The 14,815-nt window shown below is 63.6% G+C and carries 13 protein-coding genes; 2 read left to right on the top strand and 11 right to left on the bottom strand.

The genetic code is table 11. The features are described from left to right. Positions 1-592 precede the first annotated feature (592 nt). From RC54_RS07015 to RC54_RS06975, 9 genes are all read right to left on the bottom strand, one after another. Positions 593-1,267 (bottom strand): amino acid ABC transporter permease, encoded by a 675-nt coding sequence (locus RC54_RS07015; protein WP_061789041.1) that lies wholly within the window; start codon positions 1,265-1,267, stop codon positions 593-595. A gap of 12 nt (positions 1,268-1,279) precedes the next feature. Continuing rightward, positions 1,280-1,951, bottom strand: coding sequence for an amino acid ABC transporter permease (locus RC54_RS07010; protein WP_058894738.1), 672 nt, complete (start codon positions 1,949-1,951; stop codon positions 1,280-1,282). Positions 1,952-1,954: 3 nt separating this feature from the next. After that, on the bottom strand, positions 1,955-2,704 hold the full coding sequence (locus RC54_RS07005; RefSeq protein ID WP_017454055.1) for an amino acid ABC transporter ATP-binding protein: 750 nt from the start codon (positions 2,702-2,704) through the stop codon (positions 1,955-1,957). A 60-nt stretch (positions 2,705-2,764) separates the two neighbouring features. Further along, entirely contained in the window at positions 2,765-3,637 is an 873-nt protein-coding gene (locus tag RC54_RS07000) for a transporter substrate-binding domain-containing protein (protein WP_058894737.1), read from the bottom strand. A 38-nt stretch (positions 3,638-3,675) separates the two neighbouring features. Then, complete coding sequence (locus tag RC54_RS06995) at positions 3,676-4,635, bottom strand: N-carbamoyl-D-amino-acid hydrolase (protein WP_061789040.1); 960 nt, start codon at positions 4,633-4,635, stop codon at positions 3,676-3,678. After that, complete coding sequence (gene hydA / locus RC54_RS06990; RefSeq protein ID WP_061789039.1) at positions 4,632-6,104, bottom strand: dihydropyrimidinase; 1,473 nt, start codon at positions 6,102-6,104, stop codon at positions 4,632-4,634. Before hydA ends, RC54_RS06995 begins: the two co-directional genes overlap by 4 nt. 15 nt (positions 6,105-6,119) lie before the next feature. Next, the gene (locus RC54_RS06985) at positions 6,120-6,899 is read right to left on the bottom strand and encodes an SDR family oxidoreductase (protein ID WP_061789038.1); all 780 of its coding nucleotides are present in this window, start codon (positions 6,897-6,899) and stop codon (positions 6,120-6,122) included. 10 nt (positions 6,900-6,909) lie between these two features. Continuing rightward, complete coding sequence (locus RC54_RS06980) at positions 6,910-7,851, bottom strand: dihydrodipicolinate synthase family protein (protein ID WP_061789037.1); 942 nt, start codon at positions 7,849-7,851, stop codon at positions 6,910-6,912. A 131-nt stretch (positions 7,852-7,982) separates the two neighbouring features. Beyond that, on the bottom strand, positions 7,983-8,927 hold the full coding sequence (locus tag RC54_RS06975) for a LysR substrate-binding domain-containing protein (protein WP_061789036.1): 945 nt from the start codon (positions 8,925-8,927) through the stop codon (positions 7,983-7,985). Positions 8,928-9,045: 118 nt separating this feature from the next. Here RC54_RS06975 and RC54_RS06970 point away from each other — a divergent pair, with 118 nt between their 5' ends. Beyond that, positions 9,046-9,732, top strand: a complete 687-nt coding sequence (locus tag RC54_RS06970; RefSeq protein WP_061789035.1) for an aspartate/glutamate racemase family protein — start codon at positions 9,046-9,048, stop codon at positions 9,730-9,732. 8 nt (positions 9,733-9,740) lie between these two features. Beyond that, positions 9,741-11,156, top strand: coding sequence for an FAD-binding oxidoreductase (locus RC54_RS06965; protein ID WP_058894731.1), 1,416 nt, complete (start codon positions 9,741-9,743; stop codon positions 11,154-11,156). 81 nt (positions 11,157-11,237) lie between these two features. Here RC54_RS06965 and lpdA read toward each other — a convergent pair whose 3' ends face one another. Both lpdA and aceF read right to left on the bottom strand, forming a co-directional pair. Beyond that, entirely contained in the window at positions 11,238-13,013 is a 1,776-nt protein-coding gene (lpdA, locus tag RC54_RS06960; protein ID WP_058894729.1) for a dihydrolipoyl dehydrogenase, read from the bottom strand. Positions 13,014-13,043: 30 nt separating this feature from the next. Continuing rightward, entirely contained in the window at positions 13,044-14,687 is a 1,644-nt protein-coding gene (aceF, locus tag RC54_RS06955) for a dihydrolipoyllysine-residue acetyltransferase (RefSeq protein WP_061789034.1), read from the bottom strand. Positions 14,688-14,815: the final 128 nt, after the last annotated feature.

Genomic DNA, 14,815 nt, shown 5'->3' with positions numbered 1-14,815 from the left:
GCGCCCCAGCTATTCTTCCCGGCTGCCGTCTCTTGCGGACGGGTGCCTCCTGCCGGGCACCGAAACGTTCCATATATGAAACAACAATTTATATATGGGAGATATTCGTCGCCAATATAGCAGATATCCCAAAACAAAATGACTTATTTTGTTTCATATATGAACTGATGATTTATATAAAAACCGTTTTCACCACACCAAGCAAATTGCGTACCAAGACTGAAAGGCTTATCTGAGCGGCATCGCGCAGGCTGGGGCGGAAAAAGACGCCCCGAAATCTGTCGCCGTGGTGCAGACGCGGTGCAGGTTCGCACCGTCGTAGCGCCTGTCGCGGCAACGCGACGCGGCACCGGCATCAGCCAGATCAAGATCGCCAACTCGCAGGTGGAAGAAAGTGACAAGCAGAATGCAGCGCTGGTGACGGAATTGGCCAGTGCGGCGCAATCGATGGGGCAACAGGGCTCACGATGTGCGGGAAGCCGTGTCGATGTTGTGCGTCGGGCAGCCGGAAATCGCGGCAACCTCAACATGGGAAAAATTGATCCGCCCTTCGCTGGGGCTGTTCAGTGCAACCTGATGCTAGCGCCCGTCCTCAGTGCGAGGTGCGTCCGCGGTGCTCCAGCCGCGACAGCCAACGCACCAACGGCAGCAACAGCAGCAGATAGAGCAAGGCTGCCAGTACGATGGGCGAAGGATTGTAGACCAGCGACTGGGCGTCGCGTGCCACCCGCAGCAGTTCGGGTAGCGCCACCACGCTGGCGATGGTAGTGAGCTTGATGACCTCGATGCCATTGCCGACCAGGTCCGGCAAGGCGTTGCGCACAGCCTGCGGCACCACCACGTAGGCCAGCGCCTGGGTGCGCGACAGGCCGGTCGAACGCGCTGCTTCCATCTGGCCGCTAGGCACGCTTTCAATGCCGGCGCGCAGCACCTCGGCAAAATAGCTCGAATTGTTGAACATGAAGCCCAGCGCGACGGCCAGCAGCTTGGGCAACTCCAGCCCGAGGAAGGGTGCGCCGAAATAGATCAGGATCAGCAGCACCAGCGGCGGAAAGGACCGGAAGAAATCCACGTACACCGCCACCGCAATGCGCACCGTGCGCGAACGGCTCTGGGTCGCCAGCAAGGCCAGCAACAAACCCGAGATCACACCGATAGGAATGACCAGCAGCGACAGCCACACCGTGGTCCACAAGCCTCCCAGCAGGAAAGGCAGAACCTGGCGATAGACCTCCAGGTTGAAGAAGTTCTGCAGCAAGGCGTCCATGACGGCGCTCTCCTATCGTTTCCAGCGCCAGCGGGTTTCTAGCCAGCGCGCCAACAAGACCACCGGAATGAAGATCACCAGGTAGGCCGCCGCCCCAAGCATCAACGGCGTGGGGTTGCCGGCATTGCTGCTGGCGGCCTGGGCCGTGTTGAGAATCTCGGACAAGGCCACCACCGAGCCGAGAGCGGTGTTCTTGGTGATCGAGATGACGCGGTTGGTCAGTGGCGGCACGGCCATGCGCAAGGCCTGCGGCAGGATCACGGCGGCCATGGTCTGCCCCCAGGACAGTCCGGTCGAGCGTGCCGCTTCGCTCTGGCCGCGCGGCAAGGAAGCGATGCCGGCCCAGATGCTTTCTTCCGCATAGGCGGCCAGCACCAGGGTCAGTGCCAGCCAAGTCGCGGTGAAGGACGACATGGCCAGGTCGATATACGGAAACGCAAAGAAGAGCACGATGATGAGGATCAGCGGCGGCAAGGCCCGCATCACATCGGCAAAGGCCACCACCAGCCACACCAGGCCGCGCTTGCCGGTAGCGCGCAGCACCGCCAGCAGCAGACCCAGCAGCAGGCCGGAGACGATCACGGCCAGGCTCAGCAGTACGGTCACGCCCATGCCGCGCAGGATATCGGGCCAATAACGCGCAGCGATCTCGGCATTGAAGAAGGTAAAGAGAAATTGCTGCATGGTTCAGCCGTGCTCTGCCAAGCGCGCCAGGAAGGTCTTGGTGCGGGCCTGCTGCGGATTTCCGAAGATCTGCTCGGGCGGCCCCTCCTCGACGATCACGCCACCGTCCATGAAGACCACGCGATCGGCCGCTGCGCGGGCAAAGGCCATTTCGTGCGTGACCACCAGCATGGTCATGCCGGCCTCGCGCAGCTGGCGCATCACCTGCAGCACGCTGCCCACCAGTTCTGGATCAAGTGCGCTGGTCGGTTCATCGAACAGCATCACCTTGGGTTCCAGTGCGATGCCGCGAGCGATGCCCACGCGCTGCTGCTGGCCACCGGAGAGCTGGCCGGGGAAGGCCGCCGCCTTCTCCAACATCCCCACCTGCTCCAGGGCTCGCCGTGCGCGCCGCTCGGCTTCGGCATGGGAATGCTTCTGCACCTTCTTCAAGGCCAGCATCACGTTGCCCAGCACGCTCATGTGCGGATAGAGGTTGAACTGCTGGAACACCATGCCGATCTTCTGGCGGATCGCATTGAGGTCGGCGCGGGCGTGCATGATATCCACGCCATCCACCACGATCTGGCCGGCGCTGGGTTCTTCGAGCCGGTTGCAGCAACGCAGCATGGTGCTCTTGCCCGAACCGGACGGGCCGATCACGCAGATCAGTTGGCCCGGCCGCACGCGCAGGTCGATCCCGCGCAGGACCGTATTGCCTTCATAGGACTTGTGCAGGCCGACGATTTCAAGGATGGGGGCGGCATGGTTCATGGCGGCATCAGTCTCGCTTCATTCAGGCGACTCGGGCAATTCGGGCGCGGTGCTGCGGGCTCACTTGCACTTGAGCGTCACGGGCGTCGGGTCGTAGCCATCCAGGCCCGGCACGCCCTGCCCCACGCCGACCTTGACCACGGTGGCATCCGGCGCCGGGGTATAGCCGAACCACTTCTGGGCGATCTTGCCCAGGGTGCCGTCTTGCTTCATGCATTTGAGCGCCATGCCGGCGGCGTCGCGGCCGGCCTTGTCATCCAGGCGGAAAGCCAGTGCCCACACCAGGCCGGTCTTGACGGTATAGGTGGTCTGCACGGCCGGGTTCTGCTTGGCGGCCCAGGCGGCCACGGTGCTGCCGGCCAGGTTGGCATCGGCGCGGCCGGATTGCACGGCCTGCACCGCATCGGCGTTGTTGCCATAGACGTCGTACTTGAAGCCGTACTTGGAGGCGTTGTCGCGTGCCCACAGTTCATAGGCCGAGCCCTTGTTGACCGAGATGGTCTTACCCTTCAGGTCTTCCAGCGCATGGATGGGGGCGGTGCCCTTCTTGATGACGAAGGTGTAGTCGGTATCCAGATAACCTTCGGTGAAGAGCATGGACTTGGCGCGCTCGGGGGTGGCGGTCACGGGCGCCAGCACGAAGTCATATTTCTTGGCGTTGAGCCCCGGTACCAGGCCGGAGAATTCGGTGCCTTCGATCTCGATCTTGCGGCCCAGGCGGCGCGCCAGTTCTTCGCCCAGGTCGATGTTGAAACCTTGCAGGCCACCGCCCAGCTTGACCATCGCATGGGGCGCAAAGGTGGCATCCACACCGGTACGCAGCGGGCCACTCTGCGCCATCACGCTGGCCGACAATAGCGCACTGGCCGAGACCACGGCCAGCAGGGAACACTTCAGAGAAGACTTGGAAGGTAGGGCCAGGAACGGAAACATCGCAACACTCCTCGATTGGGTGGAAGGTGGACAGTGATTCAGGTAGACAGCTCGGACGGTGGCAGCGGCTCGCCAGCCCCGGTGCGCTCGACGATGAGGCGGTAATGTTCCGGACGGCGATGCTTGGCAAAGTTGAAGACATGCTGCAGAAATGTTTCCCCCAATTGCAGATCGCAACTAGCGAAGATCACCTCATCCTCCTCACCCTGCGCCTGCGCCACAATCTCGCCGGAGGGCGCGACGATGGCCGAACCGCCGATCATGTGGAAGCCATCCTCGAAACCACACTTGGCAGCGGCGGCCACCCACAATCCATTCTGGTAGGCATTGGCCTGCAGCGACAGCAGGTGATGGAACATGCGCAGGTGCGGCGGCTCGTTCCAGTGGATGTTCCAGGAGGGTGTGTTGTAGCCCAGCGTGACGATGCGCGCGCTCTGCAGGCTCATGACACGATAGGTCTCTGGCCAGCGGCGGTCATTGCACAGGCACTGGCCGATGCGGGTGCCCAGCATGTCGGTGACACCGAAGCCATCGTTGCCGACTTCGAAGTACTTCTTTTCCAGATGCTGGAAGGGCGCATCAGGCTTGTGGTCGCTGTGTCCGGGCAAGTGGATCTTGCGATAGCGCGCCACGATCCTGGCCTGGTCGTCCACCAGAATGGACGTGTTGTAGTGATGGCCATCGCGAGTGAGTTCACCATAACCAAGGTAGAAGCCGATCCTGAGCTGGGCCGCCAGTTCGAACAATGGACGCGTCTGCGGGCCTGGCATCTCGGACTCGAAGAAACGGGCATCGACCTCAGCCTGGTCTTCCATCCAGTAACGTGGAAAGAAGGTGGTCAGCGCCAGTTCGGGAAACACCACCATCTTCGCGCCGCGGGTGGCGGCCTCGCGCATCATCTCCAGCAGGCGGCGCACCACCGTAGTCCGGTCCTCGGCCAGTTGCACCGGCCCCATCTGGGCCACGGCCAGGCCGAAGCGATTGTGCTTGTTGCTCATTGCGATTCCCATGCCTTTCCCTTGAGGCCGAGCAGGCCCGGCAGATGGCTGCGTGTCGGCCGTTGCGCAATGCTGGCTGGTGCCGGACACTGGCGCGCGATGTAGCGGCCCGAGCCGCGCGCCGCTTTCAGCTCGCCCTCACTGATCACCACGCGGCCACGGCTGATGACCACTTCCGGCCAGCCCTTGATTTGTCGTCCCTCATAGGGCGTATAACCCACGTTGTCGTGCAGGAGAGCGGCAGTGATGGTGGTCTCGCGCTCCGGGTTCCAGATCACCAGGTCGGCGTCGAGTCCCTCGGCAATGTTGCCCTTGCAGTGCGACAGCCCATACATGTGGGCGTGATTGGTGGCGGTCAGGCGCACGAATTCATGAATATCGATGCGCCCCTTCTGTACGCCCTCGGAAAACAGCAGCGGCAGGCGCAGCTCGATCCCCGGCACGCCATTGGCCATTTCCTTGAAGGTGGTGTCCTCGCCGCGCGGCAGCTTGCCGCTTTCATCAAAACGATAAGGCGCATGGTCCGAGGAATACATGCCCAGCGTGCCATCCTTGAGCCCGGCCCAGACCGCCTCCTGCGCATTGGCATCGCGCGGCGGCGGGCTACAGCAATACTTGGCGCCCTCCACGCCGGGCAGGTCGATATCCTCCGCCGTGAGGAACAGGTATTGCGGGCAACTCTCGGCGTAGATCTGTGCACCCAGCAGCCTGGCGTTGCGAATGGTCTGCACGGTCTCGGCCCCGGCCACGTGCACGATCAGGACTGGCACACCGATCAAGCGCGACAGCGCAATGGCGCGATGACTGGCTTCGGCCTCGGCCAGAGGATCGTGGGCCACCGCGTGGAACTTGGGGGCGGTATGGCCCTGGTCGAGCAGGCGCGAGGCCAGCCAGCGGATCATGTCGTGGTTCTCGGCATGGATCATCACCAGCGCCCCTTCGCGACCGGCCAGTGCCATCACGTCCAGCAACTGGTAATCGTCCAGCTTGAGCGCGTTGTAGGTCATGTAGACCTTCAGCGAGGTGATGCCATCGCGGATGGCCTGCGGCAAATCGTGCTGCAAGGCCTGCTCGTCCGGATCGGCCAGGATCAGGTGGAAGCCATAGTCGACCACCGCCTTCTCGCGGGCGCGTTGCGCATAATCGGCGATCACGTCGGGAATGCGCTTGCCGCGATGCTGGGCCGCAAACGGAATGATGGTGGTGGTGCCGCCGAAGGCGGCCGAGACCGTCCCCGAATAGAAATCATCGGCACACATCATGCCCATGCCGGAAAGCTGCTCGATGTGGCAATGACTGTCGATGCCACCGGGCAGGACCCAGCGGCCGGCGGCGTCGATGTCCTCGCGGCCCGGCGGCAGGTCCGGCGCAATGCGCACGATCACGCCATCCTTGACGCCAATATCGGCAAAGAAGGTCTCGCGGTCGGTAGAGATGCGGCCGTTGCGGATGGTGAGGTCGAAGTCCATGCGGGAGTCTCAGCGTCAGAAGGTTCCGGGATAGGCGCCGCCGTCCATCAGCAGGTTTTGTCCTGTGACAAAACCTGCCTGAGCGCTGCACAGCCAGGCGCACGCGTCGCCGAATTCAGCAGGCTGGCCGAAGCGGCGGGCCGGATTGGCGGCACGGCGGGCAGCCAGCACTTGCTCGGTGGACTTGCCGCTGCCGCGTGCGCTAGCCGCTGCCGTGGTCAGGAGCCGCTCGGTCTCGAAAGGACCGGGCAGCAGATTGTTGATAGTCACGTTGTGGGCCACGGTCGTTCTTGCCAGTCCGGCGACGAATCCGGTCAAGCCGGAACGTGCGCCATTGGACAAGCCGAGGATGTCGATGGGTGCCTTCACCGCGCCGGAGGTGATGTTGACGATGCGACCGAAACCGCGCTGCATCATGCCATCCACGGTGGCCTTGATCAGTTCGATGGGGGTGAGCATGTTGGCATCGATGGCCGCAATCCAATCTTCGCGCGACCACTCGCGAAAGTCCCCCGGCTTGGGACCACCGGCATTGGTGACCAGGATGTCCGGCGCGGGGCAGGCTGCCAGCGCCAGGGCGCGGCCCTCGGGCGTGGTGATGTCGCCCGCTACCGTCGTGACGGTGGCGCCGGTGGCAGCACGCACCTGCTGCGCCGCGGCTTCGAGGACTTCCGCGCCGCGTGCGGTCATGGTCACGGCCACGCCCTCGCGTGCCAGCGAGATGGCACAGGCCAGCCCCAGGCCCTTGCTCGATGCGCACACCAGGGCGCGTCGTCCGCTGATTCCCAGATCCATCGGCGGCTCCTCAGCGGATCACCAGCGCGCCGCGCTGATCCAGGTCCAGGCCCACGCGGGCGATCACGGCTTCCAGTTCACGCTCGGTCTCGGGATCGATGCGCATACCGGGCGAACGGATGGCATCGCTGCTGATGACACCGCGCTTGCGATAGACATACTTGCGCAGCGACAGGCCGATCTTGGGCTGGAATTCATAGCGGATCAGCGGGCAATATTGGTCGAAGGTCGCTGCCGCACCGGCCAGGTCACCGGCGGCGAACTGATCGTAGATGCGCACCAGGATCTCGGGGAAGGCAAAACCGGTCATGGTGCCGACCGCACCGCGCTGCAACTCTTCCAGGAAATACACGCCGCCCAGGCCACCGAAGATGCGCATCGATTCTCCGGCCAGGTCACGGATGCGGCTGATCTTCTGGCCCACCGGTGGCTCTTCCATCTTGATGAAGTTGACGCCACCTTCGCGCCCCAGGCGGGCGATCACCTCGGCCTTGATCTCGGTGCCGAAGGAATCGGGAAAGTCATGGATCACCACGGGGATGGCGAGCGCTGCCGCCAGCGACTTGTAATAGTCGAACTGCACCGCATCGGAGGCCATGTCCAGGGGCGCGGCGAAGACCGCAACTGCACCCGCCTCGGCCGCTTCTGTTGCCTGTTCGATGGCACCGGCCAGGCCCAGGGCGCGCACGCCGACCCAGACCGGCACCCGTCCTGCCGCACACTTGACGAAGGTAGACGTCACCGCGCGGCGCTCGGCATTGGAGAGCTTGTGCGCTTCCCCCAGGAAACCGAGGATGGCCAGGCCCGAGACCCCGGCTTCGATCTGGAACTCGACCAGGGTGGCGATGCTACCCAGGTCCAGAGTGCCATCGGCGTGGAAAGGCGTGGGGCAGATGGTATAGACACCGCGCGCAGTGGCCAGCGCGGAAGCAGGAGCAAGAGAAGAAGACATGCGCGACGTTCCATGAAGAGAGAGTGGAAGCAGCGGCCAGCCAAGGGCCGGAGCGGAGAAGTTGGAAACGATTGTCGTGGAGTCATCTACGCTTGTCGCTTGCCTTTTTGTGTGCACGCCTTAACGTCGTGTTAATCGCCGGTTCCAGCCGATATGTTCATTTCTTCATCAGGCAGGCCATATCCCTGCGCGCGCACCAGTTGCTGCAGTTCGGCAATGAAGGCCTGGGTCAGTTGCGACAGCGGCTCGGTGCGCACGTGCACCAGGTTGGCCCGCAGGATGGGCGCCCGCGCCACCGGTCGCACTACCATCTGGTTGGTGCCGGCCCAACTGCGCACCGAGAATTCATCCACCAGCGCCACGCCCGCCCCCATCTGCACCAGGGAACAGGCGTTCTGCGGCGAGCCCACTTCCATGATGGGGCGCAGGGGCTCTTCCTCGGACTGATAGAAGCGCCCGACGATACCGCCGAAGGGTGAATCGCGGTTGTAGGAGATCAGCGGGAAGGGCCGCAGATCGGCCAGGCTCAACGTGCCGCGCCGGGTCAGTTCGTGGTTGTAGGGCAGCACGCAGACCAGGCGATTGCTGCACAGGGGAGTGACCTGCAGGCTGGGATGCTCCATCGGCAGGATGATGATGCCCAGGTCGGCCTGGCGCGCCAGCAGGCGATCCTTCAGGTAGCCATAGTTGAGACAGTGGAAGGTCAGTTTGACCTCCGGATGGCGGTTGCGGAACAGCGCGATGGCTTGCGGGATCAGCATCTGCCCGATGCTCGGGCTGGAGACGATGTTGAGGATGCCGCTGCGGTTTTCCGACAGGTCGGTGGCCAGCTCGTTGACGCGCTGCACGGCCTGATACACGTGTTCCACCTCATGGAACAGCTTCTTGGCTTCGGGCGTGGCGTACAGCCGGCCCTTGATGCGTTCGAACAGGGCAAAGCCGACCCGTTGCTCGGTGTGGGACAGCAGTCGGCTCACCGCTGGCTGCGAGACGAACAGCAATTGTGAGGCGCCGCTGATGGAGCCGGTCGTCATGACCGCGCGGAACACCTCGATCTGGCGCAGGTTCAGTGCCATGGATCCTCATCGCGCATAACAGCATGTTAAGGGGAACCGACAAATGAGCAAGGAACATGCCCGTCGGCCTGGGGTAGAGTCGTTGCCTGTGCTGACTCCTGTTTTGCGAGAAACCATCATGTCCATTGTCCAGGCCGGCGGCCCTGCCCTGTTCGTCATCAATCCCAATAGTACGGCTACCGTCACGCAAGGCATCGAGGCAGCCATGGCGCCGCTGCGCATGGCCGGTGGTCCGGTCATCGAATGCCTGTCGCTGTCCTCGGGCCCGCCTGGCATCCAGACCCAGCAGGATGTGGACAGCGTGGCGCCCCAGTTGGTATCGCTGGCGCGCTCCTTACGCGCCCGTGCGGCTGCCTTCGTGATCGCCTGCTACTCCGATCCCGGCCTGTATGCGGTGCGCGAGGCGGTCGACGTGCCGGTGCTGGGCATCATGGAAAGCGGTGTACTGACAGCCCTGACGCTGGGCCAGCGCTTCGGCGTCATCGCCATCCTGCCGGGCTCGATCCCGCGCCATCTACGCGCCTACGGGGCAATGGGCGTGCAATCGCGGCTGGCGGGCGAACTGGCCATCGGCCTGAATGTGACCGAGCTGGCCGATTACAACCGCACCCTGGCGCGCATGTGTGAAGTCGGCCTGCGCCTGCGGGATACCCATGGTGCCGACGTGATCGTCATGGGGTGCGCCGGCATGGCGGTCTATCGAGACGCATTGCAGGAAGCACTGGGCATACCGGTGGTCGAACCCAGCCAGGCGGCAGCCGCCATGGCGATCGGCCGCATCAAGATGAACTGGCATGGCGCCTGAGGACCGATATGAATGAAAATACCCAGCAACTGATCCAGCAACTGCGCAGCATCGTCGGTGACGCGGGACTGGTCACGGCGGCCGAGGAGCAGGCTTCCTATGTGAAGGATTGGCTCAATAAATGGCATGGCCGTGTCGCCGTGGTGGTGCGCCCGGCCGACACCGCGCAAACTGCCGAGGTAGTACGCCTATGCCACCAGACCCACACCCCCATCGTCACCCAGGGCGGCAATACCGGCATGAGTGGCGGCGCCACGCCCGACGACAGTGGTGCCCAGGTGATTGTCTCGACCACCCGCATGAACCGCATCCGCGCGGTGGACCCGATCAACAACACCATGACGGTGGACGCCGGCGTGCTCCTGGCCCATGCGCAGGAAGCGGCACGCGCCGCGGGGCGCTACTTCCCGCTCAGCCTGGGTGCCGAAGGCAGTTGCACCGTCGGCGGCAACCTGGCCACCAACGCCGGTGGGATTGCGGTACTGCGCTTTGGCAACATGCGCGAGCTGGCCCTGGGGCTGGAAGTGGTACTGCCGGACGGACGCGTGTGGAATGGCTTGCGCGGCCTGCGCAAGGACAACACCGGCTACGACCTGCGCGACCTCTTCATCGGCTCCGAAGGCACGCTGGGGGTGATCACCGGAGCCGTGCTGAAACTGTTTTCGCAACCGCACGCCCGCGCCACCGCTTGGGTCGGCAGCGACAGCCTGGCGCAGCTGGCCGAGTTGCTGGCACGCACGCGGGCGCGCTGCGGTGACCGGCTGGTGGCCTTCGAGATGATGTCGGCAGCTTCCTTGGCGCTGGTGCTGCAGCACGTGACCGATACCCGCGCACCGCTGGCACAGCCGGCCCACTACAACGCGCTGATCGAACTGGCCGATACCGAGGACGTAGGCTTGCAGGCCATGCTGGAAGAGCTGCTCGGACAGGCCATGGAGGATGGGCTGGTCGGCGACGCCATGCTTTGCACCAGCGGCACGCAGGCGGCGGCGCTATGGAAAATCCGGGAGGGTATCTCGCAGGCGCAGGTGCGGGCCGGCAAGGTCATCAAGCACGACATCGCGCTACCGATCTCGGCCATTGCCGGTTTCGTGGACGAGGCTGAAGCGCTCATCGCTGGGTGTGGACTACAGGCCGAGATCATCAACTTCGGTCACCTGGGCGATGGCAACCTGCACTTCAATGTGATGATCCCGCTTTCCTCCTCGTATGAAGAGGTCAAGCAGGCCACGCTGCAACTGAACCGGCTGGTGCATGATCTGGTGACCGAGCAACAAGGCAGCATCAGCGCCGAACATGGTGTGGGGCAATTGCGGCGCGACGAACTGCAACACTACAAGTCGCCGCTGGAGATGGAACTGATGTTGCGCATCAAGCAGGCGTTTGATCCGAACCTGATCATGAATCCGGGGAAGTTGCTGTAGACAATCGAGCAGGCGTGCATGAGCATAAAAAAAAATGGCGGACCCGAAGGCCCGCCATTTTTTGCTGCTGCCGAACGCTGATTACTTCTTGCGCTGCGGCGGCAAGTCCGTGCAATGCCCTTCGGCCACTTCCGCCGCCATGCCCAGGGACTCGCCCAGGGTCGGGTGCGGGTGGATGGTCTTGCCGATATCGACCGCATCGGCGCCCATCTCGATGGCCAAGGCCACTTCGCCGATCATGTCGCCGGCGTGGGTGCCGACGATGCCGCCACCGATGATGCGATGGGTCTCGGCATCAAACAGCAGCTTGGTGAAGCCTTCCGAACGGCCATTGGCCACGGCACGACCGGAAGCGGCCCACGGGAAGTGGCCCTTCTCGATCTTGATGCCCTTTGCCTTGGCTTCGTCTTCGGTCACGCCGACCCATGCCACTTCCGGATCGGTATACGCCACCGAAGGAATGACGCTGGCGTCGAAGAAACTCTTCTCGCCGGCAATCGCTTCGGCGGCCACGTGGCCTTCATGCACCGCCTTGTGCGCCAGCATGGGCTGGCCCACCAGGTCGCCGATGGCGAAGATGTGCGGGACGTTGGTGCGCATCTGCTTGTCGACAGCGATGAAACCGCGATCCGAGACGATCACGCCAGCCTTGTCGGCCGACAGCTTCTTGCCGTTCGGGCTGCGGCCCACGGCCACCAACACCAGGTCGTACAGTTGCGGCTCGGGTGCGGTGGCACCGGCTTCAGCGGCTTCAAAAGTCACCTTGATGCCTTCGGGCAGGGCTTCCACGGCAACGGTCTTGGTCTTGACCATGACGTTGTCGAAGCGCTTCTCGTTGAACTTCTGCCAAACCTTGACCATGTCACGATCAGCGCCCTGCATCAGGCCATCCATCATCTCGACCACGTCGATGCGTGCGCCCAAGGTGGAATAGACGGTAGCCATTTCCAGGCCGATGATGCCGCCGCCGATGACCAGCATACGCTTGGGTACCTGGCGCAGTTCGAGTGCACCGGTCGAATCGACGATGCGCGGATCCTGCGGCACGAAGGGCAGGTTCACCACCGAGGAACCGGCGGCGATGATGGCGTGCTTGAACTGCACCACCTTCTTGCTGCCGTCCGCAGCGGTGACTTCGATGTGGTTGGGGCCGGCGAACTGGCCGTCGCCATTGACCACCTGTACCTTGCGCGCCTTGGCCATGCCGGCCAGGCCGCCGGTCATGGTACCGATCACCTTGTCCTTGTAGGCGCGCAGCTTGTCGATGTCGATCTCGGGCTTGCCGAAGGTCACACCGTGCGAGGCCATCGCAGCAGTCTCGTCGATCACGGCGGCCACGTGCAGCAGGGCCTTGGAGGGGATGCAACCGACGTTGAGGCAGACGCCGCCGAGCGTGGATTCACGTTCGACGATGACGGTGTTCAGGCCCAGGTCGGCAGCGCGGAAGGCCGCCGAGTAGCCGCCAGGGCCACCACCGAGGACCATCACGTCGCACTGCACGTCGGCGCTGCCGCCGAAGCTGGCAGCGGTCGGCGCGGCAGCGGGAGCAGCGGCGGGAGCAGGCGCGGCAGCAGCCGGTGCGGGTGCTGCAGCAGGTGCCGGGGCGGCTGCGGCTTCACCGGCAGCTTCGACCAGCAACAGCAGCGAACCTTCGGCGACCTTGTCACCGACCTTGACCTTGACTTCCTTGACCACGCCGGCCTGGCTGGACGGGATTTCCATGCTGGCCTTGTCGGATTCGACGGTGATCAGCGATTGATCCACCTTGATGGTGTCGCCGACCTTGACCATCACCTCGATGACTTCGACTTCCTTGAAATCCCCGATATCGGGGACTTTGACTTCAGAGAGACTCATTGTCCTGACTCCGTAATGTTCGGTGGTGGCTTAGAGGAGCGACTTGCGCAGATCGCCCAGCACTTCGGCCAGGTAGGCCGAGAAGCGTGCGCCCATGGCGCCATCGATGACGCGGTGGTCATAGGACAGCGAGGTCGGCAGCATCAGGCGCGGCACGAACTGCTTGCCATCCCACACCGGCTTGGTGATCGACTTGGATAGGCCCAGGATGGCCACTTCCGGCGCATTGATGATGGGCGTGAAGGCGGTGCCGCCAATGCCACCCAGCGAGGAGATGGTGAAGGTGGCGCCTTGCATGTCGGCCGGTTTCAGCTTGCCATCGCGGGCTTGCGCGGACAGTTCGCCCATTTCGATGGCGATCTGGCCGATGCTCTTCTGGTCGGCGTTCTTGATGACCGGCACCACCAGGCCATTCGGGGTATCGGCGGCGAAGCCGATGTTGTAGAACTTCTTGAGGATCAGGTTTTCGCCCTTGGCATCCAGCGAGGAATTGAAGGCCGGGAACTTCTTGAGCGCCGAGACGCTGGCCTTGATCACGAAGGCCAGCATGGTCAGCTTGACCGGCGACTTGGCCTTGGCGAAGGCGTCGTTGGAGGTCTTGCGGAATTCTTCCAGCTCGGTGACGTCGGCTTCGTCGAACTGCGTCACGTGGGGGATCATCACCCAGTTGCGATGCAGGTTGGGGCCGCTGATCTTCTTGATGCGCGACAGCGCCTGCAGTTCGGTCTCGCCGAACTTGCTGAAGTCCAGCGACGGCCACGGCAGCAGGTTCATGCCCGCGCCGCTGCCATTGGTGGCCGGTGCGGAGGCCGCCACCGAGGTGGAGCCGGCCATGACGCCCTTAACGAAGTTCTGCACGTCCAGTTGCAGGATACGGCCCTTGGGACCGGTGGCCGGCACGCGCGACAGGTCCACACCCAGTTCACGGGCGAACTTGCGCACGGACGGCGAAGCGTGGGCCTTGCCACCGGTGCTGGTAGCCGAAGCGGTAGCGATGGCCGGCACGGCGGCGGCAGCCGGTGCGGGTGCTGCGGCAGGAGCCGGTGCAGCAGCAGGAGCGGCTGCAGGCGCAGCAGCGGGGGCAGCGGCAAGCGCACCACCCGCGGCTTCGATGGTGGCGATGATGCTGCCCTTGGAGACCTTGTCACCCAGCTTGACCTTCAGTTCCTTGATCACGCCGGCGTGGCTGGAGGGGATCTCCATGCTGGCCTTGTCCGATTCCACGGTCAACAGCGATTGCTCGGCCTTGACGGTGTCGCCCACCTTGACCATCACTTCGATGACTTCCACTTCCTTGAAGTCGCCGATGTCGGGGACTTCGATCTCGACGGTACCGCCGGCAGCGGCCGCCGGTGCAGCAACAGGGGCCGGTGCCGGGGCCGAGGCCTGAGCGGCGGCGGCGGCTTGCGGTGCGGCGGCAGGCGCAGCAGCGGCACCCTCGCCTTCGACGATCACCAGCAGCGAACCTTCGGCGACCTTGTCACCGACCTTGACCTTGATTTCCCTGACCACGCCGGCTTGGCTGGACGGGATTTCCATGCTGGCCTTGTCGGATTCGACCGTGATCAGGGACTGGTCGACCTTGATCGTATCGCCGACCTTGACCATCACCTCAATGACTTCGACTTCCTTGAAATCGCCGATGTCCGGGACTTTTACTTCGACTTGACTCATCTGATGCGCTCCGTTGTTCTGTTCCCAGGCGCTGTGCCGGGAGAAGTATTCGCTTGGGTAAGATGCTGCCGGGGCAGCGGATCTTCCCGTTGGGGTGGCAGTTCCAGACACGACACATCCCCGCGATC

Source organism: Herbaspirillum rubrisubalbicans (assembly GCF_003719195.1).
GTDB classification, from domain to species: domain Bacteria; phylum Pseudomonadota; class Gammaproteobacteria; order Burkholderiales; family Burkholderiaceae_D; genus Herbaspirillum; species Herbaspirillum rubrisubalbicans.
The sequence above is the reverse complement of the archived record's forward strand: the minus strand, read 5'-3'. Positions and strand labels throughout refer to the sequence as shown.

What these genes read in the sequence shown, in the direction of transcription:
- RC54_RS07015 (WP_061789041.1), bottom strand. Translation starts at nt 1,267, where the DNA reads ATGGACGCCTTGCTGCAGAACTTCTTCAACCTGGAGGTCTATCGCCAG.
- RC54_RS07010 (WP_058894738.1), bottom strand. Translation starts at nt 1,951, where the DNA reads ATGCAGCAATTTCTCTTTACCTTCTTCAATGCCGAGATCGCTGCGCGT.
- RC54_RS07005 (WP_017454055.1), bottom strand. Translation starts at nt 2,704, where the DNA reads ATGAACCATGCCGCCCCCATCCTTGAAATCGTCGGCCTGCACAAGTCC.
- RC54_RS07000 (WP_058894737.1), bottom strand. Translation starts at nt 3,637, where the DNA reads ATGTTTCCGTTCCTGGCCCTACCTTCCAAGTCTTCTCTGAAGTGTTCC.
- RC54_RS06995 (WP_061789040.1), bottom strand. Translation starts at nt 4,635, where the DNA reads ATGAGCAACAAGCACAATCGCTTCGGCCTGGCCGTGGCCCAGATGGGG.
- hydA (WP_061789039.1), bottom strand. Translation starts at nt 6,104, where the DNA reads ATGGACTTCGACCTCACCATCCGCAACGGCCGCATCTCTACCGACCGC.
- RC54_RS06985 (WP_061789038.1), bottom strand. Translation starts at nt 6,899, where the DNA reads ATGGATCTGGGAATCAGCGGACGACGCGCCCTGGTGTGCGCATCGAGC.
- RC54_RS06980 (WP_061789037.1), bottom strand. Translation starts at nt 7,851, where the DNA reads ATGTCTTCTTCTCTTGCTCCTGCTTCCGCGCTGGCCACTGCGCGCGGT.
- RC54_RS06975 (WP_061789036.1), bottom strand. Translation starts at nt 8,927, where the DNA reads ATGGCACTGAACCTGCGCCAGATCGAGGTGTTCCGCGCGGTCATGACG.
- RC54_RS06970 (WP_061789035.1), top strand. Translation starts at nt 9,046, where the DNA reads ATGTCCATTGTCCAGGCCGGCGGCCCTGCCCTGTTCGTCATCAATCCC.
- RC54_RS06965 (WP_058894731.1), top strand. Translation starts at nt 9,741, where the DNA reads ATGAATGAAAATACCCAGCAACTGATCCAGCAACTGCGCAGCATCGTC.
- lpdA (WP_058894729.1), bottom strand. Translation starts at nt 13,013, where the DNA reads ATGAGTCTCTCTGAAGTCAAAGTCCCCGATATCGGGGATTTCAAGGAA.
- aceF (WP_061789034.1), bottom strand. Translation starts at nt 14,687, where the DNA reads ATGAGTCAAGTCGAAGTAAAAGTCCCGGACATCGGCGATTTCAAGGAA.